This is a genomic window from Nonomuraea sp. NPDC050404, assembly GCF_040655495.1.
Classification (GTDB): Bacteria; Actinomycetota; Actinomycetes; order Streptosporangiales; family Streptosporangiaceae; genus Nonomuraea.
This window is the reverse complement of sequence record NZ_JBFAKB010000010.1, coordinates 59731-80155: the sequence shown is the minus strand read 5'-3', so window position 1 is coordinate 80155 and position 20425 is coordinate 59731. Positions and strand designations below refer to the sequence as shown.

The following is a 20425-nucleotide window of genomic DNA, read 5'->3' as shown; positions in this document are numbered from 1 at the left end:
CGCATCGCGGAAGTATCAACCGGGCCTCGCAAGATTGGTGTCACAAGCAAGACACCAGCTAGGGAGTCCCAAATGTCCACCGCTGCAACCATCGTCACCGTCCTGGCCGCCCTCTGGGTGGGCTTCTCCGCCTACTCCCTGCTCCGCCGCGCCGAATGGGTCACCAAGCCGCTGACGGACTACGGCGTCCCCCGCTCGTGGTGGGCCTGGCTCGGCGCGGCCAAGGCCGCAGGAGCCTTGGGGCTGCTGGTCGGCCTGTTCGTGCCGGTCATCGGAATCGCGGCCGGGGTCGGCCTGGTGCTGTACTTCACCGGAGCGGTCGTCACCGTGCTGCGGGCGCGCTCGTACTCGACCGTCGTCTATCCGATCCTGTACCTCGTGCCGGTGATCGCCGCCCTCGGGCTCGGGTACGTCGCCTGACCGCGGTTCGGATCGGCGACCGCCGCAATCGGAGCGGCGACTCGCATCCATCCCTGCACGAATGCCACCATCAGCACGATTCCCGGCGCCGTCCACCGGCGCATGGCGGACTGTTGCGTGTACCGCCAGCGTGGTTGATCGAAGGCCGTCATCGGTTCAAGGGCCGGAGGTTCTCAACCGGTGACTGCATTGCCTGGACGGGCGGGGCCCAGGGCCGGGGAGCGGGAGGGGCCGGCAGGCCCCTCGCCGGGGGTGTGGGGGCTTGCCCCCACTGGGCACGGCCTGACCCTCTTCGCGCGAAGCGCGCCTGTCGGGAAGACCTTGCAGTTGATTTCGGAGCTCGGTGGTGGGGGTCAGGCGCGGTCGTCGTAGCCGGGGTCTACGGCTTCGGGGGCCAGGCCCAGGAGGGTGGCGACCTGTTCCACCACCGTGTCATGGACCATCGCGCCCAAAGTGTCCCTGTCTCTGGCGCGGGCCTCCAGTGGGCGCCGGTACACCACGACGGAGGCGGGGGAGGTGCCGGTGGCGGCGTCGGCGCGGCCGAAGGGGATGGGGTCGGTGTTGAGGCCGGGGCCGTCGCCGAGTTCGCTCAGTGGCGGCACCTCTTCCACGGCGAACTCCACCGCCGACAGTTGGCTCTCCCATCGTGGTCTGAGCCGGTCCACCGCGTCGAGCACCAGGTCGTCGAAGCGTTCGCTGCGGGCCTTGGCCATGGGGATGTGGGAGGGGGCGAGCGGGCCGCGGAGCCCGCGACCATGGCGATCGCGCCGTCTGGGACCGCGCTTCTGAGTCACGTCAGCCAGTGTACGGGGCCGCCCCCTCGATCTTCGGGACGGGCGTTTCCCGGATGGCGGGCGAAAAAGGCAAGGGCGAGGGAGGCGAGGGGAGGGTTGGGTCGGCTGGGGGGTGGGGAAGCCGGACAGGGGAGTGCGGGGGAGGTGCGGGTGTCTTTGGGGCATGTTGGTGGAAAGGCTGCCGCAGGTGTCCGAATTGTGGCGACACGCTCGTTAAGAGCGCTCAGGTAGTGGCGCCTCGCACTCTTACCAGATACGGTCCCTCCGTGAGCCCCGTCCGTCGCTGTTCCCGCACCGCCTGCAGCCAGCCTGCCGTCTTCACGCTCACGTACGTATACGCCGACTCGACCGCTGTTCTCGGCCCTCTGGCGACGTACGCGGAGCCACACTGCTATGACCTGTGCGCCGAACACGCAGAGCGGCTTACCGCCCCCCGCGGCTGGGAGGTGGTACGGCTGCCGACGGACGGCGCCTCACCCAGTTCCGATGATCTGGAGGCGCTGGCCAACGCCGTCAGGGAGGCGGCGCGGCCGACGTCGTCCGCCGGTGGCGAACCGGTCGGGCAGGGCGTCGAGGTCGGCCGGCGTGGGCACCTGCGCGTTCTGAGATCGGCCCAGCAGCATCGCGACCGGTAGGCTCCTGGTGTAAGGCGGAAACGACCTACTAGGGGCGGAGCTGGAGAGTGGGCGATCTCGCCAAGATCTTCAAAGCGTACGACGTTCGCGGGGTAGTGCCCGACGAACTGGACGAGCCGACCGCCGAGGCCGTGGGGGCGGCCTTCGTCGAGGTGACGGGGGCCGAATCGGTCGTGGTCGCGCACGACATGCGTGAGTCTTCGCCGCCGCTGGCCGAGGCGTTCATCCGGGGAGCCCGTTCGCGTGGCGCCGATGTCGTACATGCCGGGCTGGGCTCGACGGACCTGCTCTACTACGCCAGCGGCAGCCTGGGGCTGCCCGGCGTGATGTTCACCGCCAGCCACAACCCCGCCCGTTACAACGGCATGAAGATGTGCCGGTCCGGCGCGGTGCCGATCGGCGGCGACTCGGGGCTGACGGAGATCCGCGACAGGGCGGCCGAGCTGGTCGGAGCGACCGCCGCGCCCGGCGGATCCGTGATCGAGAAGGACCTGCTCACGGGATATGCCGACCACCTGCGCACGCTGGTCGACCTGCGCGGCATCAGGCCGCTGAAGGTGGTCGTGGACGCGGGCAACGGGATGGGCGGGCACACGGTCCCCGCCGTGTTCGAGGGCCTGCCGATCGACCTGCTGCCGCTCTACTTCGAGCTGGACGGGAGCTTTCCCAACCACGAGGCCAACCCGCTGGAGCCGCAGAACCTCGTCGACCTGCAGCGCGCGGTCGTCGACAACGACGCCGACCTCGGGCTGGCCTTCGACGGTGACGCCGACCGCTGCTGGGTGATCGACGAGCGGGGCGAGTCGGTCTCGCCTTCGGCGGTCACGGCGCTGGTGGCGGTGCGGGAGCTGGCCAAGTACCCCGGCGCGACGATCATTCACAATCTGATCACGTCGCTGGGCGTGCCGGAGATCGTACGCGAGCACGGCGGCGTCCCGGAGCGCACGCGGGTCGGGCACTCCTTCATCAAGGCCGAGATGGCGCGGACCGGGGCCGTCTTCGGCGGCGAGCACTCGGCCCACTACTACTTCAGGGATTTCTGGTTCGCCGACTCAGGGATGCTGGCCGCCATGCACGTGCTGGCCGCGTTGGGTGAGCAGGAGCGGCCGCTGTCGGAGGTCGTCGAGGTCTACTCGCGCTACCACGCCTCCGGCGAGGTCAACAGCGCGGTGTCCGACCAGGCCGAGGCGCTGCGGCGGGTACGCGAGGCGTTCGCCGGGCGCGGGGAGTTCGACGAGCTCGACGGGCTGACCGTGAGCGGGCCCGACTGGTGGTTCAACCTGCGTGCCTCCAACACCGAGCCGCTGCTGCGGCTGAACGCCGAGGCGGCCGACGAGAGCAAGATGACGGCGATCAGGGACGAGGTCCTCGCCATTGTGGGAAAGGTGTCAGAGTGAAGATCGACGACTGGCTGCTTGAGATCCTGGCCTGCCCCGCGTGCAAGGCCCCGCTGCGGGCCGAGGACGAGGCCGAGGAGCTGGTCTGCACGGGTTGCGGGCTGATCTATCCGGTCAGGGATGACATTCCCGTCCTGCTCGTCGATGAGGCCAGGAAGCCGTGACCTGGGAGCCGGAGCGGCTCGACGACCAGCGTCACCTCAGTGAGGGCGATCCCGGGGGCATGTTGCCCGCGGTCGCCGCTTCCGCGGCGCACGTACGCACCGGCTATCGCAACGCCGTCGAGGCCCGCGTCGAACGCCTGGCCGACCAGGGGCGCCCCCGCGCCATCGTGGTCGCGGGCATGGGCGGCTCGGGCATCGCGGGCGACATCCTGGCGGCCGTTGTCGGCAACGGCGCGCCGCTGCCGATCGTGACGGTGCGCTCCTACCAGCTTCCCGGCTGGGTGGGCGCGACCGACCTGGTCATCGCCGTCTCCGGCTCCGGCGACACGGAGGAGACGCTGGCGATCGCCACCCAGGCCGTGCGGCGCGGCTGCACGCTGATGGGCGTCGGCGCTCCCGGCTCCACGCTGGAGGCCATCGCCACGCAGGCGGGCGCCGTCTACGTGCCGGTGCCGATCGTCGGGCAGTCCAGGGCGAACCTGTGGTTGCTGGCCGCTCCCCTGATCGTGGCGGCGGCGGCGCTGCGGCTGGTGCCGGCGGACGCGGACCTGTTCGAGAGAGTGGCTCGGTCGCTGGAGGACATGGCGAACCGGTGCAGGCCCTCCAGTGAGTCGTTCATCAATCCGGGCAAGTCGCTGGCGATGGATCTGGCCGAGAGCGTGCCGATGATCTGGGGGTCGTCGCAGGCCGCGTCGGTGGCGGCGTACCGGCTGGCCTGCCAGCTTGGTGCGAACGCGAAATATCCCGCCATCTGCGGTGAGCTGCCCGAGGCCGATCACCACCAGGTGGCGGCCTTCGACGGGCCGATGGCCGAGCGCGACATCTTCGCCGACGCCGCCGGCCGTACGCTCAGGCTCGTGGTCCTGCGTGACACCGAGGAGCACCCCCAGGTGACGCGGCGGCGGGAGGCGTCGCTGCGGCTGGCGCGGGAGCGGGACGTGCCGGTCACCGAGCTCGCGGCCGAGGGCGTGCATCCGCTGGAGCGGATGGCCTGCCTCATCGGGCTCGGCGACTACGCCAGCACCTATCTGGCGCTGGGTTATGGCATCGATCCGACCCCGGTGTCAGCGATCACTGAGCTGAAGGCAAGAATTTCGCAATAGTATCCCCTCCTAGCCTTTAAGTAAGTGATCTTCATGACTGGAGAAGACCAGTGAGCGCGAGCGGCGGAACAAAAGCGATCGTTGCGGCACTGACCGCGAATCTGGCCATCGCCGTGGCGAAGTTCGTGGCCGCCGCCTTCACCGGATCCTCCTCGATGCTGGCCGAGGGCATCCACTCGGTCGCCGACTCGGGCAACCAGGTGCTGCTGCTGGTCGGCGGCAAGCGGGCGGCCAGGGCCAGTACGAAGGAGCATCCGTTCGGCTACGGGCGCGAGCGCTACTTCTACGCCTTCGTGGTGGCCGTGGTGCTGTTCACGATCGGCGCCGCCTTCTCGCTCTACGAGGGCATTCACAAGATCTCCGACCCGCACAAGGTCGAGGCGCCGATCTGGGCGTTCGGAGTGCTGATCTTCGCGATCATCGCGGAGACGTTCTCCTTCCGTACGGCGATCATCGAGTCGAACGCGGTACGCGGCAAGCAGTCGTGGGTGTCCTTCATCCGCCGCTCCAAGTCGCCCGAGCTGCCCGTCATCCTGCTGGAGGACCTCGGCGCGCTGCTCGGCCTGATCTTCGCGCTGTTCGGCGTGACGATGGCGGTCATCACCGGCGACGGCGTCTGGGACGGCATCGGCACCCTGATGATCGGCGTGCTGCTGGCCGTGATCGCGGTCGTGCTGGCCATCGAGACCAAGTCGCTGCTCGTCGGCGAGGGTGCCTCGCCGGAGGCGGAGAGCCGGATTCGCGCCGCGCTGGAGAACGCCCCCGAGGTGACGCGGGTCATCCACATGCGCACGCTGCACCTGGGTCCCGAGGAGCTGCTGGTGGCCGCGAAGATCGCGGTGCAGCATGACGACACCGCGGCCGAGGTGGCCCGCGGCATCGACGAGGCGGAGCGGCGCATCCGTGAGGCGGAGCCGATCGCCCGGGTGATCTACCTTGAGCCGGACCTCGACCGTCAGAGCGCCACCACCAGCTGAGGCCGGGATGGATCAACGGTGCCGTAGCAGGCGCAGGGCCTTCTCCTTCTCGAAGTCCAGGGCCCTGCGGGGCACCTGGATGCGCCCGATTCGCACCCCGAGGTCGCGTACCGCCGCCGCAACGGCGGGTTCGCTCAGCGCCCGCAGCGCGAAGGCCAGCTCCGCCGGAGAGACGTCGAACATCTTCTCCAGCTCCACCCCCTGAGCCACGGCGGCCAGCTCGTCGGGCCCGAACCGCCGGTGCGCCCCCTGCTCGCGCACCGGCGGCAGCAGGCCGAGTGCCTCCCGGTATCGGAGCATTCGCGGGGACATGCCGAGCCGTCTGGCGGCTTCCGTGATGCGCATTCTTACATTCTTACGTCAGATTCACCGTGCGCGAGGTGCGTCCCCGTACGAGGGCCACCTAGACTCATCCGCGACAAACCATCCGTGACTCGAGGGGAAACCCGATGGACTTCAAGGTCGCAGACCTTTCACTTGCCGACTTCGGCCGTAAGGAAATCCGGCTCGCCGAGCACGAGATGCCCGGCCTCATGGCGGTCCGCAAGGAATATGCGGCCTCCCAGCCCCTGCGCGGCGCGAAGATCATGGGCTCCCTGCACATGACCATCCAGACGGCCGTCCTCATCGAGACGCTGGTCGCCCTCGGCGCCGAGGTGCGCTGGGTGAGCTGCAACATCTTCTCCACGCAGGACCACGCCGCCGCCGCGGTCGTCGTCGGCCCCAACGGCACCGTGGACGACCCGCAGGGCGTGCCGGTGTTCGCCTGGAAGGGCGAGACGCTGGAGGAGTACTGGTGGTGCACCGAGCAGGCGCTCACCTGGCCCGGCGGTGACGCCCCGAACATGATCCTCGACGACGGCGGCGACGCGACCCTCCTGGTGCACAAGGGCGCCGAGTACGAGAAGGCCGGCGCCGTGCCCGCGGCCACCGCCGAGGACCCGGAGGAGTGGCACGTCATCATCGACCTGCTCACCCGCACGGTCGGCGCGGACAAGCGGTGGACCACGATCGCCGAGAGCATCAAGGGCGTCACCGAGGAGACCACGACCGGCGTGCACCGTCTCTACGAGATGCACAAGAACGGCCAGCTCCTCTTCCCGGCGATCAACGTCAACGACTCGGTCACCAAGTCGAAGTTCGACAACAAGTACGGCTGCCGCCACTCCGTGATCGACGGCCTCAACCGCGCCACCGACGTGCTGATCGGCGGCAAGGTGGCTGTGGTCGCCGGCTACGGCGACGTCGGCAAGGGCTGCGCCGACGCGCTGCGCGGCCAGGGCGCCCGCGTGATCGTGACCGAGATCGACCCGATCTGCGCGCTCCAGGCGGCCATGGACGGCTTCCAGGTGACCACGCTGGAGGAGGTCGTCGGCATCGCCGACATCTTCGTCACCACCACCGGCAACTTCAACATCATCACCGCCGACCACATGTCGCGGATGAAGCACCAGGCGATCGTGTCCAACATCGGCCACTTCGACAACGAGATCGACATGGCCGGCCTGGCCAAGCTGCCCGGCATCGTGAAGAACAACATCAAGCCGCAGGTCGACGAGTGGGTGTTCGAGGACGGGCACTCGATCCTCGTGCTCGCCGAGGGCCGCCTGATGAACCTGGGCTGCGCGACCGGCCACCCCAGCTTCGTGATGTCCAACTCGTTCACCAACCAGGTGATCGCGCAGATCGAGCTGTTCGCCAAGACCTCCGAGTACCCGATCGGGGTCTACACGCTGCCCAAGCACCTGGACGAGAAGGTCGCCCGCCTGCACCTGGACGCTCTGGGCGTGAAGCTCACCGAACTCACCAAGGAGCAGGCCGCCTACATCGGCGTCCACGTCGAGGGCCCCTACAAGTCCGACCACTACCGCTACTAGAAAATCTCCTTCATCCTTTACGGCGGGCCAGGTCACCCGCACGCGCCGTAGCCCCTTCCCGTCCGTCATGGCCGGTCGTGAAGGCTCACGGGCTGGGCGCCGTGACGAGCGTGACCTGGGCCGTGTTCTTCGCTTCGAGGTTGGCCATGGATCTCAGTGACAGCGGTGAGCGGCAGATCTCCTGGGCCGCTCGTTCGATGCCGGTGCTTACCGCCATCGGTGAGCGGTTCGCGCTCGAACGGCCGCTCGACGGGCTGAAGATCGCGGCCTGTCTGCATGTCACCGCCGAGACGGCCGTGCTCATGGGGGCGTTGAAGGCGGGTGGCGCCGAGATCGCGCTGGCCGCCTCCAACCCCCTGTCCACGCAGGACGACGTGGCCGAGGCGCTCCGTGCGTATGGGATCTCGGTGCACGCGCGGGCCGGGGTGGATCGGGCGACCTACTACCGGCACATTCACCAGGCGCTCGACCTCGGGCCCGATCTGGTGCTCGACGACGGGTGTGATCTGGTGAACATCCTGCACACCGAGCGCCGTGACCTGCTCGAAGGGGTCAGTGGCGGGTGTGAGGAGACCACGACCGGGATCATCAGGCTGCGTCAGATGGCGGCCGAGGAGGCGTTGCGGTTTCCGGTCGTGGCCGTGAACGACACCCGTACCAAGCGCATGTTCGACAACCGTTACGGGACCGGCCAGTCCACGCTGGACGGCATCATGCGGGCCACCAACACGATGCTGGCCGGGCGGACCGTGGTCGTGGCCGGGTTCGGGTTCTGCGGGCGGGGGGTGGCCGAGCGGGCCAAGGGGTTCGGCGCGCGGGTGATCGTGACCGAGATCGACGCCGTGAAGGCGCTCGACGCGACCTTGCAGGGTTACGAGGTGCGGCCGATGGCGCAGGCCGCGCTGCTCGGGGACCTGTTCATCACCGTGACGGGCAACCGGGACGTGATCAGGGCCGAGCACCTGGCGGTGATGAAGGATGGGGCGATCCTGGCCAACGCCGGGCATTTCGATGTGGAGATCGACGTGCGGGCGCTGGACGAGATGGCCTCCGACGTGTACCGGGGCGTGCGGCCCAGCACCGACGAGTACGTGCTGCCCGACGGGCGGCGGCTGTTGTTGCTGGCCGAGGGGCGGCTGGTCAACCTGACCGCCGCGGAGGGGCATCCGGCGGCCGTCATGGACATGTCGTTCTCCGCCCAGGCCCTGGCGGTGGTGTGGCTGGCCGGCGAGCGCGCGAACCTCGCGCCCGGCGTCTATGACGTGCCCGAGGAGATCGACCACGAGGTGGCCCGGCTCAAGCTGGCCGCCGCCGGGATCGGAATCGACCTGCTGACCGCCGAGCAGGAGGACTACCTGCACTCCTGGCGCCTGGGCTCCTAAAGCCGAGCTCCGGAGAGACGCCGAGCTCCGGAGAGACGCTGGGCGCCTGGGAAGGCTGGGCTCCGGAGGGTGGCTGGGTGCCTGGGAAAGCTGGGCGTCTGGGAAGGCTGGCCTCCCAGACGGCGTTCAGAGTGCGGACTGCATTTCCTGCATGCGGCGGATCTCCGTGGTCTGCTCCACGCTGACGTCGTTGGCCAGTTCCTCGATCTTGATGTGCGACCCACCGGTGAGCACCTGCTCCGACATCTTGATCGCGCCCAGATGATGGTTGATCATCAACTGCAGGAACATCCGGTCGAAGTCCTTGCCCTTGGCGGCTTTCAGCCCCGCCAGCTGCTCCGGCGTGGCCATCCCCGGCATGCCCTCGTGCCGCCCGTGATGATCGGGCACCGCCTGCTCCTGCTCCCGCAGCCACGTGGTCATGTACTGGATCTCCGGCCCCTGGACGTCCTGGATCCGGTCCGCCAGGCTCTTGAGCTTGACCGATTCCGCCCGGCTGGGGGCGAGCAGCGCCATGTCCACGGCCTGCCGGTGATGGGTGATCATGTCCTGGACGTACTTGACGTCCGCCGCGTTGGCCGTCGCCGCGGGCACGGCCGTGGCGGCCTCGGCCGGTGACAACGTCTTGGCCTGCTCGCCAGGCCGGCCGGGCGCGATCACGGGCGCCGTCGAGTCGGCCCGCGGAGCCTGCGGCTTGGCGTCGGAGCTGCAGCCGGAGAGGGCGCCGGAGAGGGCGACGGCCAGGCCCACGATGACGACGAGCGCAGCGCGCACTCAGCCTCCTGAACTGACTTCGGTACGGAATGCGCACTCTAGGTGCTGAGCAGACGGAAGAAAAGAGGTCGAATCGCAACAAACTTTGACACGTTGGACGCTGGCCTGCGAAGCCAAGACAGGTGAGGATTACTAGGATTTATGCCCCCTTTATAGGAGGTCCCCGAGTGTTAGCCCCCCGCAGAGCCCTCATCCTGGTCGCGGCCCTGGTCGCGCTGGCGGGCGTGATGGCGCCGGCGCAGGCTGCGGACATCCCGGCTCCCGGCGAGATCGTCATGAGCCCCAACATCAAGCACGTCACCAACGTGCCCAAGCCGCCGGCCCTGGCCGACATCCACACGGACATGGCCTTCCAGGGCGACTACGCCTATGTTGGCAACTACTACGGCTTCTCCATTTACAACATCAGGAACCCGAAGAGGACCTCGCTGGTCAGCTCGGTCGTCTGCCCCGGCGGCCAGATGGACGTGTCCGTCTACGGGAACCTGCTGTTCGGGTCCGTCGACTCCTCCCGCAACAACGACTCGTGCTCCAGCACCGGGCAGAGCGCCACGGTCAAGGAATCGTGGGAGGGCATCCGGATCTTCGACGTCTCGAACAAGTCCGCCCCGACGTACATCAAGTCGGTCGAGACGAACTGCGGCTCGCACACGCACACGCTGGTGCCCGACCGCAGGAAGCAGAACGTCTACATCTACATCTCCTCCTACAGCCCGAATGACACCTTCCCGGACTGCAAGACGCCGCACGACCTCATCTCCATCGTCAAGGTGCCGCTGAGGAACCCGGCGGCGGCCACGGTGATCTCCACGCCGAACCTGTTCCCCGACGGTGGGAACCCGGGCGTGCAGCTTCCCTATCCGGACGGCAAGTCGGCCACGACCGGCTGCCACGACATCACGGCCTACCCGGAGAAGGGCATCGCGGCGGGCGCCTGCATGGGTGACGGCATCCTGCTCGACATCCGCAACCCCGAGCAGCCCCGGGTCACCGCGACCGTGCGCGACGAGACGAACTTCGCCTTCTGGCACTCGGCCACCTTCAACAACGAGGGCACGAAGGTCATCTTCACCGACGAGCTGGGCGGCGGCACCAGGGCGACCTGCAACGAGGCCATCGGGCCGAACCGGGGGGCCAACGCCTACTACGACATCACGCGCCGTGGGCAGCTCCAGTTCAGGAGCTACTTCAAGATCGCCCGGCACCAGGACGACTCCGAGAACTGCGTGGCCCACAACGGCTCGCTGATCCCGGTCAAGGGCCGCGACATCATGGTGCAGGCGTGGTACCAGGGCGGGATCTCGGTGGTCGACTTCACCGACTCCGCGAACCCGCGCGAGATCGCCTTCTTCGAACGCGGTCCCGACAGCACGGCACCGGCGCTGGCCGGCGGCATCTGGTCGGCCTACTGGTACAACGGCTACATCTACGGCTCGGACTTCAACCTGGGCCTCGACGTGCTGAAGCTCGACGACTGGCGCACGAACAAGGCCAACGGCGTCAGGATGCGCTCGCTGAACGCGCAGACGCAAGCGTCCTACCCCGAATGGGGATGGGGCCACGACCACTGATCGACCAGGCGGCGGGGACTCCGACCGAGGCCCCGCCGCCTTCGCCTTTGCCCGCATCCGGCACCCGCCTTACCCACAGGTCCCAAGGAGGCACCCGAGTGACCCTTTCGCGCCGTTCCATCGTCGTCGCAGCGGTGGCCACCGTCTTAGCGCTGGCCGGAATGCCCGCTTCGGCCGCCGACATCCCGCCACCGGACACCGTGGTCACCAGCCCCAACGTGACCCACGTGCTGAACGTCCCCAAGCCCGCCCCGATCGCCGACGCCATCAACACCGACATCGCCTTCCAGGGCGACTACGCCTACGTCGGCAACTACGGCGGCTTCTCGATCTACGACATCAGGAACCCCAGGAAGGCCAGGGCCGTCAGCTCCGTCGTCTGCCCGGGTGGCCAGATGGACGTCAGCGTGTACGGCGACCTGCTGTTCGCCGCCGTGGACGCCTCGCGCAACAACGACTCGTGCGCCAGCACCGGGCAGAGCGCCACGATCAAGGAGTCGTGGGAGGGCGTACGCATCTTCGACATCTCCGACAAGGCGAACCCGCGCTACGTCAAGTCGGTCGAGACCAACTGCGGCTCCCACACGCTGACCCTGGTTCCCGGCAAGGGACGCGACCGGCACCGGAACGTCTACGTCTACGTCTCGTCGTACCAGCCGTCCTCGACCTTCCCCGACTGCCTGCCGCCGCACGACAAGCTGTCGATCATCAAGGTGCCGCTGCGTGACCCGGCCGCCGCCGAGGTCGCGGCCACCCCGGTCGTCTTCCCCGACGGCGGCAACGAGACCCAGCCGGGCCTGCTCCTGCCGACCAGCGGCTGCCACGACATCACCACCTTCGCCGAGAAGGACATCGCGGCGGGCGCCTGCATGGGCGACGGCGTGTTGTTCGACATCTCCGACCGGCTGAACCCCAGGATCACCGCCAGGACGACCGACCCGAACTTCGCGTTCTGGCACTCGGCCACGTTCAGCAACGACGCCAGGAAGGTCGTCTTCACCGACGAGCTCGGCGGCGGCGGGGCGGCGACCTGCAACGAGGCCACCGGGCCGAACCGCGGGGCCGACGCCATCTACGAGATCGTGCGCGGGCAGCTCGTCTTCAAGAGCTACTTCAAGATCTCCCGGCACCAGGCCGACAGCGAGAACTGCGTGGCGCACAACGGCTCGCTGATCCCGGTCAAGGGCCGCGACATCATGGTGCAGGCGTGGTACATGGGCGGGGTCTCCATCTGGGACTTCACCGACGCCTCCCGCCCGAGGGAGATCGGCTACTTCGATCGTGGCCCCCGCTCGGACGGTGGTGGCGGCGGCATCTGGTCCGCCTACTACTACAACGGCTACATCTACGGGGCCGACTTCCACGAGGGCCTCGACGTCATCAAGATCAACGATCGGCTCACGGACAGCGCCAGGAACGTCCGTACCGACCGGTTGAACGTCCAGACGCAGGAGTCGTACCGCAACCGGGGCCACGGCTGACGGCACGCTCCCGTCGCTGACGGCTCGCCCGCCCGATGACCGCGCTCATTGAGGCGGGGCGAACCCGCCCGGAGTCGCCTGAGGCGGCTCCGGAGCGGGTGCGGGACCGGGCGGCGGCCCGTAAGGGCCCTGCTGGGAGTACGGAAGCGGCTGCGGATTGATCGGAGGCGGCGGCTGCGGGCCCGGCTGAGGTGCGTACGGGCCGGGCTGGGGCAGGCCGTTGCCCATCCGCTTGGCGAAGCGCTCCTCCTCCCGCCGTCCGCGCTCGGCCAGGATGGCGCTCAGGTACGCGTGCGCCGGCACCCCCGGCGGAGCCGCCGGCGAGACGAAGGACGCCGCCTGGGTCGCGATGCGTACCCCCATCTCGTGCCGGACCTGGGGCGACAGGTCGTGCCAGCGCATCAGGTACTGCCTGGCGGCGTCCATCACCTGGTCGGGCAGCTGGGAGAGCTCCAGCGTGGACGCCCAGGCCGCGAGCTGCGGCGGCATCATGATGGCCACCCTGCGGTCGCGCGGCGCCCGGTCGGAGATCACGATGGTGCCGGCGAACACGTCGCCGATCCGCTTGCCCCGCTTCGAGGCCAGCGACGCGATCAACGCCCCCGCCCCGAACGTCCCCCACAGCTCCAGCACCCCGGCCAGCCCGCGGAACAACGACTGCCTGAAGCGCACCGGGCTGCCGTCGTCGCCGACCACCCGCAGGCCGAGCGCCAGCTTGCCGAGGCTGCGCCCTCTGGTGAAGGTCTCGAACATCACCGGGTAGCCGACCATGATCAGCGCGTCCATCACGATCGTGACGGCCATGAACATGGCGAAGTCGGAGATGGCCGCGAATGCGCCTAAAAGCGTGTTGACCGCGAACATCACGAGGAACAGCAGGAACATGTCGATGACGATCGCCACGGCCCGGGAGCCGAACTGCGCCACCCGTACCTCGACGACGACGGCGTCACCGGTCACAACCTCTGACATATGTGGAGCCTAACGGCTATGTCTCGGTGATTGAGCGGCCAGAATGTTCGGGTGGACATTGATGCGTTCGTCAAAGCACACCGCCCCGTGTGGGATCGGCTCGACCACCTCGTCAAGAACCGCTCGTCGCTGACCGGCGCCGAGGTGGACGAACTGGTCGAGCTGTACCAGCGGGTTGCCACGCACCTGTCCATGGTCCGCTCATCCTCCAGGGACCCGATGCTGGTCGGGCGGCTGTCGGCGCTGGTGGCCAGGGCCAGGTCCGCCGTCACCGGCGCGCACACCCCGGCCTGGCGGGAGCTGACCCGCTTCTTCACGGTGACCTTCCCCGTGGTGGCCTACCGGGCGCGGTGGTGGTGGCTGGGGAGCACCGTGGCGTTCCTGGTGGTGGCGACGGTGATGGCCACGTGGGTGGCGGGCAATCCGGACGTGCAGGCGTCGATCGCCAGTCCCGAGCAGATCACCCAGCTCGTCAACGAGGACTTCGCCAACTACTACTCCGAGCACCCGGCCGCCTCTTTCGCCAGCCAGGTGTGGATCAACAACGCGTGGGTGGCGGCCCAGATGATCCTGTACGCGGCGGTGCTGGGGCTGCCGATCCCGTACGTGCTCTACGCCAACGCCGAGAACGTCGCCGTCTCCGCCGGTTTGATGGCCTCCCGCGACAAGCTGGACGTCTTCTTCGGCCTGATCCTGCCGCACGGCCTGCTGGAGCTGACCGCCGTGTTCCTGGCGGCGGGCGTCGGCATGCGGCTGGGCTGGACGGTCATCTCCCCCGGCCCGCGCAGGCGGGTGGAGGCGCTGGCCGAGCAGGGCCGGGCGGTGATGAGCGTGGCGATGGGGCTGGTCGTGGTGCTGTTCGTGTCGGGGCTGATCGAGGCGTTCGTGACGCCGTCCGGGCTGCCGACGTGGGCGCGGGTGGGCATCGGGGTGCTCGCCGAGCTGGTCTTCCTCGGGTACGTGATCGCCTTCGGCCACCGCGCGCTACGCCGGAACGAGACCGGCGACATCGAACGCGCCCCCGACGTCGCCCCCACCGCCTGAAGCCCGACCGCCCTCGCGCCTGCCGGCCTCGCGCACTGGCTGCCTGACGAGCCGCCCGTCCAGAGCGGTCCGTCTAGAGGCGTCCTGCGGCCTTCAGCGCCAGGTACGCGTCCGCCAGCGCCGGTGCGATGTTCTCCGGTGACGCGTCCACCACCTCCACCCCGTGCCGCCGCAGCCTGGCCGTGATCCGCCTGCGCCCGAGCTGTGCCTGCTCGGCCGCCGCCGCGTCGTACACCTCCTCGGCCGTGCCCCGGCGACCCGCCATGGCCGCCACCGCCGGGTCGGACACCCCGGCCACCAGCACCAGGTGCCGCGAGGAGAGCTGCGGCAGCACCGGCATCAGGCCCTCGTCCATGGCGGCCGAGTTCAGGTCCGTGAGCAGCACGACCAGGCAGCGCCGCTTGGCCCGCGCGAGGATGGCGGCGGCCATGCCCTGCGCGTCGGCCTCGATCAGCTCGGCCTCGATCGGCGCCATCACGTTGACCAGCGACGACAGCAGCTCGGTCCGCGACGCCCCGCCCACCCAGGCGCGTACGGCCCGGTCGTAGGCCAGGAAGTCCACCTGGTCGCCCGCCCTGGCGGCCAGCGCGGCCAGCAGCAGCGCGGCGTCCATCGACCAGTCCAGGCGCGGCCAGCCGGGCGCCGGACGGGAGTCGGGGCGTACCAGGAGGCCGCCGCCGCCCGCCTGCTCACCGGCCAGATGGATCGGCGCGGCGCCCACCCGGCCCGCCGAGGTGCGGCCGGTGTCCAGCACGATCAGCACGCGGCGGTCGCGTTCCGGACGCCAGGTGCGTACGACCACGTCGTGGCGGCGCGCCGTGGCCCGCCAGTCGATGGAACGCACGTCGTCGCCCACCACGTACTCGCGCAACGAGTCGAACTCGGTGCCCTGCCCGCGCACCAGCGCCGGATGCTGGCCGTCGAGCTCGCGGAGCCTGGCCAGCCTGGAGGGCAGGTGTTTGCGCGACAGGAACGGCGGCAACACGCGTACCGTCCACGGCGAACGGTGGCTGCCCTGGCGGGCGGCCAGGCCCAGCGGGCCGACCGAGCGGACCGTGATCGCCACGGAGGAGCGGTCGCCGCGCCTGGTCGGGGTGAGCAGGACGACGAGCTTGCGTCGCTCCCCGGCGGGCACGTCCAGCTTGGCCACCCGCGGGTGTATGCCCGCGGAGGGCGGCCAGGCGTCCCTCAGCAGGCCGCGTACGCGCCTGCCGCCCGGGTTCTCCACCACCAGCTCCACCTCGGCGGCCTGGCCGAGCCGGACCAGCGTGTCACCGGACCGGTGAAAGCGCAGCGGCCGCACGGAACCGGCGACGGTCAGGTCCACCACGATCCCGGCGGCCAGCAGCAGGCAGACCCCGGCCAGCGCGGGCCCGGGCTGCGGCGCGAACAACACCACCACGATCCCGATCGCCGCGACCAGCCCGGCACGTCCCGTAAGAGCCATCAGCGCATCACCGCGATCCCGGCAGGTCCTGCAAGAGCCTTCCCCGTGACGCCGGCACGTCCCGCGAGAGCAATCGCCGCGACGCCGGCACGTCCTGCGAGAGCAATCGCCGCGATCCCGGCGCGTCCCGTAAGAGCCATCAGCGCGGGACCTGGACGGAGGCCAGGATGCCGTCGAGCAGGCCGTCCGCGGTCGCCCCTTCCAGCTCGGCCTCGGGCCGGAGCTGGACGCGGTGCCGCAGCGCGGGCCTGGCCAGCGCCTTCACGTCGTCGGGCGTGACGTACTGCCGCCCCGACAACCACGCCCACGCCCGCGAGGCGGCCAGCAGCGCCGTCGCGCCACGCGGGGAGACGCCGAGCTGCAGCGAGGGGGAGTTCCTGGTGGCACGGGCCACGTCCACGATGTATCCGAGCACCTCGGGCGCCACGTGCACCTGCGCGACCGCTTCCCGCCCCGCCGCCAGGTCCGCGGCCGAGGCGACGGCCTTGATCTCCGACAGGTCACGCGGGTCGAAGCCGCGCGCGTGCCGGTCGAGCACCGAGATCTCCTGGTCGCGCGGCGGCAGCGGCACGGTCAGTTTGAGCTGGAAGCGGTCGAGCTGGGCCTCGGGAAGCTGATAGGTGCCCTCGTACTCGACGGGGTTCTGCGTCGCGCACACCACGAACGGGTCGGGCAGCTCCCTGGCCGTACCCTCCACGCTGACCTGCCGCTCCTCCATCGCCTCCAGCAGCGCCGCCTGCGTCTTCGGCGGGGTGCGGTTGATCTCGTCGGCGAGCAGCAGGTTCGTGAAGACCGGTCCCTCGCGGAACTCGAACTGCGCGGTCTTCGTGTCATAGATCAACGACCCGGTCACGTCGCCCGGCATCAGGTCGGGCGTGAACTGCACCCGCTTGAAGTCCAGCGACAGCGCCGCCGACAGCGTACGGACCATCAACGTCTTGGCCACGCCAGGCACGCCTTCGAGCAGCACGTGCCCCCGGCACAACAGCGCGATGACCATCCCCGTCACCACCGCGTCCTGCCCGACCACGGCCTTGGACACCTCGGCGCGCAGCGCGCCCAGCGCCTCTCTGGCCGAGTCGCCCGCGTTCGTCGTCACGCGGTAGCTCTCATCGAAGTTCACTGATCTGCCTCTCCATCAAGTCCAGATATCCGGCCAGCCCGACGAGCCCCGCGTCATCCGCCGGCGGCGGGCCGTACAGTGCGGTGCCGACCGCCTGCGGATTCTCTCCCGTACGGGCCGCGATCGCCGCGACGACCTCGTGTTGCCCCGCGCCCGAGTCGAGCCCCAGCCGCGGCGTGAGCCGGTCGATCGTGCCCGCGCGCAGCGAGCCGGCCGCGCGGTCCCTGGCGCGTCTAGCCCGGTAGAGCCGGCCGCGCCCTTCGACGGTCTCCGAGGCCCTGACGATGACTGGCAGCTTCTCCGTCACCACCGGCCCCAGCCGCCTGCCGCGCCAGAACGCGGTGACGGCCAGGGCGATGATCGCCATGTAGATGCCCCAGCGGATGCTGCCGGGCATCAGGTCGTGCATGGACAGGCCCGCGTCGCCCGGGTTGATCAGGGGCGGCGGATCCTGCGGGCGTACCAGCCAGGTGACGGTCCTGCCGGTGCCGACGAGGTTGAGCGCGAGCGCCGCGTTGCCGTCCTCGGCCAGGCGCTGGTTGGTCAGGAAGTCGCCGGCGCCGACCACCGTGGTGACGCCGCCCGCGTGCGAGTAGGTGATCAGCGCGTGCCCGTCGCGGCCCACCGGATAGCAGCCGGTCGTGCCCGACGGGCCGCGCAGCGCGGCGCCGCCCATGAACGCGCTTCCCGCGGCGGTGGCGGCGGGCAACCCGCACGAGGGCTCGCGGGAGCGCGTGCGGGCCGGCACCGGGGCGGCCCGGGCCTCGGGGGCGAGGTCGTGCAGCACCATGGACGGAACGCCGACGATCAGGCGGTCGCCGGGGATCTCGGCCAGGGCGTCCCTGTCCTGGTACGTGGTGTCCGTGATCAGCAGCAGGTGGTCGCCCGCGGCGGCGTTGGCGTTGGCGGCGGCGGCCTCGGCGGAGTCGGTCCGCTTGACGGTGACGCCGCGGTCGCGCAGGAGTTCGGCGATCGCCTTGGAGCCGGACAGGGAGGTGTCGTCGGGGTCGAGATAGCGCTCCGGACCCTGAGCGGGCCGCAGCATGACGACCAGGAGGCCGATGAGCACGAGGGCGACGCCCATCAGCACGATCATCCGGCCGGAGCGCCAGATGGTGCGGGCGGTGGGGGAGGTCGGACGCGACTCTTCGAGCCCGGCCTCCGCGGGCGTGACGACGCTCATGACCCCACCCCGCCGACTCCGCCCGCAAAACCTCCGCCGGCAGGACCTCCGCCCGCAGGGGTGGTGAGCGGGATCGGGCGCGCCTGGCGCAGGCGCTCGTCGAGGGAGGCCATCGTCTCGTAAGCCTGCCGCGTCCCCATCACCCCGCCGTACGTCACGTCGTCGAACGACCGGGCGGCGGCCACCAGCTCATCGGCGAACGCGGGCAGCGCCACCGCCGCCTCGGCCGCCAGTTCGTGCGCCGTGCGTCCGGGCATGCCGTCCACCAGCGCTCGTTCCTCCAGGTCACGCGCGATGGCCCGGAGCCGCTCCTGGATGGCCTGCGTCCACTGCCCCTCCGCGGCCAGCCGTACGGCGGCCTGCCGGTGCTCGGCCGCGGACATCGCCTGCTTCCCGAACAGCGTGCCCGGGGCCATCGCCCTGTCGCGGGAGGTCCTGCGCAGCCGCCACGCGATCAGCGCGACCACCCCGAGAAGAATCAGCGTGATCACGATGGCCGCGATGATCCCGCCCGCCGAGCCGCCCCCGGTGCCGGCGTCCATGAGGTCGCCGAGGAACTGCATGATCCGCCGGTAGATCAGGTCGACCAGCGGTTCCTTCTCGTAGGCGGGATTGAGGAGCTCTTCCGCGGCCTTGCCCGCGCCCTCCGCCCTGTCGACCGGGCTCACGACCTGGCCGAGTTGGACGGGTCCCAGAGGTCGTCGGCCGAGGAGTGCACCCAGCCCTGGCGCTGCTGCTCGATGGCCGCGGTCTGCAACACGAGGTCGAAGGCCTCACTGCGCATGCGGCGGTCGGCGTACAGCAGACCGGCGACGCCGGCCTCGAACGGGTAGGTGATCATCGCGCCCAGCGTGGCGCCGATCGCGATCAGCACGGCCACCACGACCATCATGCCCGCTGAGCTCGGCCCGAACATGCCGAGTGCCGTGCCCACGAGCGTGAACGGCACGGTCAGGATGCCCCCGACCAGGCCGACGAGGATCATGGTGAGCAGCAGGATGCCGAGCACCCGCCAGAAGTCGCCGGTCACCAGGTTCCAGGAGCGGCGCATGGCGTCGATCGGGCCGCGTCCCTCCAGGACCACGGCCGCCGGGGCGAAGGCGAATCGGGTCTTGAAGAACAGGTAGTAGGCGATGTAGGCGATGATGAACAGGAACGTCAGCCCGAGGACCCAGCCGAGGTCCCCTGCGGTGATGTTCGTCGCGATCACCACCATGAGCAGCACGTAGAGGACCACCGGCACCAGCATGATGGCCGACATCAGCGCCACCACGCCGAACAGCGCCGGGGACCGGCCCTTGACGAGTCGCCAGGCCTCGCCCGCGCCGAGGTTGCCGCCGAAGACGGCCCGGCCGAGTATGCGGGTCAGCACGCCGGTCAGCAGGGTGACGACGACGAACTGGATCGCGGCGGAGATCAGGCTGCCGCCGTACTGGCCGAGGATGCCGTACAGGCTGGTGAGTTCGGTGCCGGCGGAGGCCGGGTCGGTGTAGAGGGCGGCGGAGGATTGGAGCAGGAAGGTCTGGCCCACGGCCAGGGGGATGGCGGCGAGCAGGGCGGTCACGGCCGACAGGCCGAGCACCGATTTGGGGTTGGACCGGATCAGCTTGATCGTGCCGTCCAGAATGTCGCCGAGGCCGAGTGGGCGCAGCGGGATTATGCCCGGCCGGAGCGCCGGCGGAGGCGGACCGTAACCGTATCCGGGCTGTTGTCCTGGATAAGGCGGATATGGTTGCTGGGCCTTGGGCCCGTAGGGCGGTTGCGGAGGTTGCTGGGGCGGAGGCTGCTGTCCGTAGGGCACCTGCTGCTGCGAGCCAGGCGCGGTCCACGGGGAGGCCTGCGGGGCGCTGTAGGGCGGGGGCTGTTCGGCCGACCAGCCTGATGGCGTCTCGGGCGATGGCGTCTCGGGCGTGGGACCGTGACCGTCTGACATATCCCAATCCTGGCATGCTGAGCGGGGCATTGGTGTCGCCGAGTGGATTCGCGGTGGCATCTTGCCCGCATTCACGGATGAATCGGGGCGAGGTTCGCGTCCAGGGATGGCCGAAAGTCGCTCTGTTACCGCAGACTGAGATTGCGTC

Annotated in this window: 20 protein-coding genes; 11 read left to right on the top strand and 9 right to left on the bottom strand. The window is 69.7% G+C overall.

The features are described from left to right. Positions 1 to 72: 72 nt before the first annotated feature. A complete protein-coding gene (locus AB0I81_RS27420) occupies positions 73 to 420 on the top strand; it encodes a DoxX family protein (RefSeq protein WP_360661997.1) in 348 nt (115 codons plus the stop codon). Between the two features lie 353 nt (positions 421 to 773). Here the strand turns inward: AB0I81_RS27420 and AB0I81_RS27415 are convergent, their stop codons facing one another. Then, a complete protein-coding gene (locus tag AB0I81_RS27415; protein WP_360662781.1) occupies positions 774 to 1223 on the bottom strand; it encodes a metallopeptidase family protein in 450 nt (149 codons plus the stop codon). Positions 1224 to 1480: 257 nt separating this feature from the next. Between AB0I81_RS27415 and AB0I81_RS27410 the strand changes: the two genes are divergently transcribed. Genes AB0I81_RS27410 through AB0I81_RS27390 form a run of 5 tightly spaced genes read left to right on the top strand, consistent with a single transcriptional unit; the run spans position 1481 to position 5490 of the window. Beyond that, a complete protein-coding gene (locus tag AB0I81_RS27410) occupies positions 1481 to 1849 on the top strand; it encodes a DUF3499 domain-containing protein (RefSeq protein WP_360661994.1) in 369 nt (122 codons plus the stop codon). A gap of 47 nt (positions 1850 to 1896) precedes the next feature. Then, on the top strand, positions 1897 to 3246 hold the full coding sequence (locus AB0I81_RS27405) for a phosphomannomutase/phosphoglucomutase (protein ID WP_360661991.1): 1350 nt from the start codon (positions 1897 to 1899) through the stop codon (positions 3244 to 3246). Then, positions 3243 to 3410 carry a Trm112 family protein gene (locus AB0I81_RS27400; protein ID WP_360661988.1) on the top strand — a complete coding sequence of 56 codons (168 nt, stop codon included), beginning with the start codon at positions 3243 to 3245 and terminating at the stop codon, positions 3408 to 3410. Before AB0I81_RS27405 ends, AB0I81_RS27400 begins: the two co-directional genes overlap by 4 nt. After that, complete coding sequence (locus AB0I81_RS27395; protein ID WP_360661985.1) at positions 3407 to 4513, top strand: SIS domain-containing protein; 1107 nt, start codon at positions 3407 to 3409, stop codon at positions 4511 to 4513. Before AB0I81_RS27400 ends, AB0I81_RS27395 begins: the two co-directional genes overlap by 4 nt. 50 nt (positions 4514 to 4563) lie before the next feature. Further along, entirely contained in the window at positions 4564 to 5490 is a 927-nt protein-coding gene (locus AB0I81_RS27390; protein ID WP_360661982.1) for a cation diffusion facilitator family transporter, read from the top strand. A gap of 12 nt (positions 5491 to 5502) precedes the next feature. Here the strand turns inward: AB0I81_RS27390 and AB0I81_RS27385 are convergent, their stop codons facing one another. Further along, positions 5503 to 5835 carry a MerR family DNA-binding transcriptional regulator gene (locus tag AB0I81_RS27385; protein WP_360661979.1) on the bottom strand — a complete coding sequence of 111 codons (333 nt, stop codon included), beginning with the start codon at positions 5833 to 5835 and terminating at the stop codon, positions 5503 to 5505. Positions 5836 to 5939: 104 nt separating this feature from the next. Here AB0I81_RS27385 and ahcY point away from each other — a divergent pair, with 104 nt between their 5' ends. Next, the gene (gene ahcY, locus AB0I81_RS27380; RefSeq protein ID WP_360661976.1) at positions 5940 to 7367 is read left to right on the top strand and encodes an adenosylhomocysteinase; all 1428 of its coding nucleotides are present in this window, start codon (positions 5940 to 5942) and stop codon (positions 7365 to 7367) included. Between the two features lie 146 nt (positions 7368 to 7513). Next, positions 7514 to 8749, top strand: a complete 1236-nt coding sequence (locus AB0I81_RS27375) for an adenosylhomocysteinase (protein ID WP_360661974.1) — start codon at positions 7514 to 7516, stop codon at positions 8747 to 8749. 126 nt (positions 8750 to 8875) lie between these two features. Here AB0I81_RS27375 and AB0I81_RS27370 read toward each other — a convergent pair whose 3' ends face one another. Further along, positions 8876 to 9523: a DUF305 domain-containing protein gene (locus tag AB0I81_RS27370; protein WP_360661971.1), complete on the bottom strand. Its 648-nt coding sequence runs from the start codon at positions 9521 to 9523 to the stop codon at positions 8876 to 8878. Positions 9524 to 9690: 167 nt separating this feature from the next. Between AB0I81_RS27370 and AB0I81_RS27365 the strand changes: the two genes are divergently transcribed. Together AB0I81_RS27365 and AB0I81_RS27360 are read left to right on the top strand one after the other, a co-directional pair. Beyond that, a complete protein-coding gene (locus AB0I81_RS27365) occupies positions 9691 to 11094 on the top strand; it encodes a hypothetical protein (RefSeq protein ID WP_360661969.1) in 1404 nt (467 codons plus the stop codon). Positions 11095 to 11192: 98 nt separating this feature from the next. Beyond that, positions 11193 to 12575: a hypothetical protein gene (locus tag AB0I81_RS27360; RefSeq protein ID WP_360661966.1), complete on the top strand. Its 1383-nt coding sequence runs from the start codon at positions 11193 to 11195 to the stop codon at positions 12573 to 12575. A gap of 45 nt (positions 12576 to 12620) precedes the next feature. Here AB0I81_RS27360 and AB0I81_RS27355 read toward each other — a convergent pair whose 3' ends face one another. Beyond that, entirely contained in the window at positions 12621 to 13547 is a 927-nt protein-coding gene (locus tag AB0I81_RS27355; protein WP_360661963.1) for an RDD family protein, read from the bottom strand. Positions 13548 to 13598: 51 nt separating this feature from the next. Here AB0I81_RS27355 and AB0I81_RS27350 point away from each other — a divergent pair, with 51 nt between their 5' ends. Then, positions 13599 to 14591, top strand: a complete 993-nt coding sequence (locus AB0I81_RS27350) for a stage II sporulation protein M (protein WP_360661961.1) — start codon at positions 13599 to 13601, stop codon at positions 14589 to 14591. Between the two features lie 73 nt (positions 14592 to 14664). Here the strand turns inward: AB0I81_RS27350 and AB0I81_RS27345 are convergent, their stop codons facing one another. From AB0I81_RS27345 to AB0I81_RS27325, 5 genes are all read right to left on the bottom strand, one after another. Continuing rightward, positions 14665 to 16038, bottom strand: coding sequence for a DUF58 domain-containing protein (locus AB0I81_RS27345; protein ID WP_360661958.1), 1374 nt, complete (start codon positions 16036 to 16038; stop codon positions 14665 to 14667). A gap of 139 nt (positions 16039 to 16177) precedes the next feature. Beyond that, positions 16178 to 17161 (bottom strand): MoxR family ATPase, encoded by a 984-nt coding sequence (locus AB0I81_RS27340; RefSeq protein WP_360661955.1) that lies wholly within the window; start codon positions 17159 to 17161, stop codon positions 16178 to 16180. Then, positions 17148 to 18344 (bottom strand): DUF4350 domain-containing protein, encoded by a 1197-nt coding sequence (locus AB0I81_RS27335; RefSeq protein WP_360661952.1) that lies wholly within the window; start codon positions 18342 to 18344, stop codon positions 17148 to 17150. Before AB0I81_RS27335 ends, AB0I81_RS27340 begins: the two co-directional genes overlap by 14 nt. After that, a complete protein-coding gene (locus AB0I81_RS27330; protein WP_360661949.1) occupies positions 18341 to 19012 on the bottom strand; it encodes a DUF4129 domain-containing protein in 672 nt (223 codons plus the stop codon). Before AB0I81_RS27330 ends, AB0I81_RS27335 begins: the two co-directional genes overlap by 4 nt. Beyond that, a complete protein-coding gene (locus AB0I81_RS27325) occupies positions 19009 to 20277 on the bottom strand; it encodes a glycerophosphoryl diester phosphodiesterase membrane domain-containing protein (RefSeq protein ID WP_360661947.1) in 1269 nt (422 codons plus the stop codon). Before AB0I81_RS27325 ends, AB0I81_RS27330 begins: the two co-directional genes overlap by 4 nt. Positions 20278 to 20425: the final 148 nt, after the last annotated feature.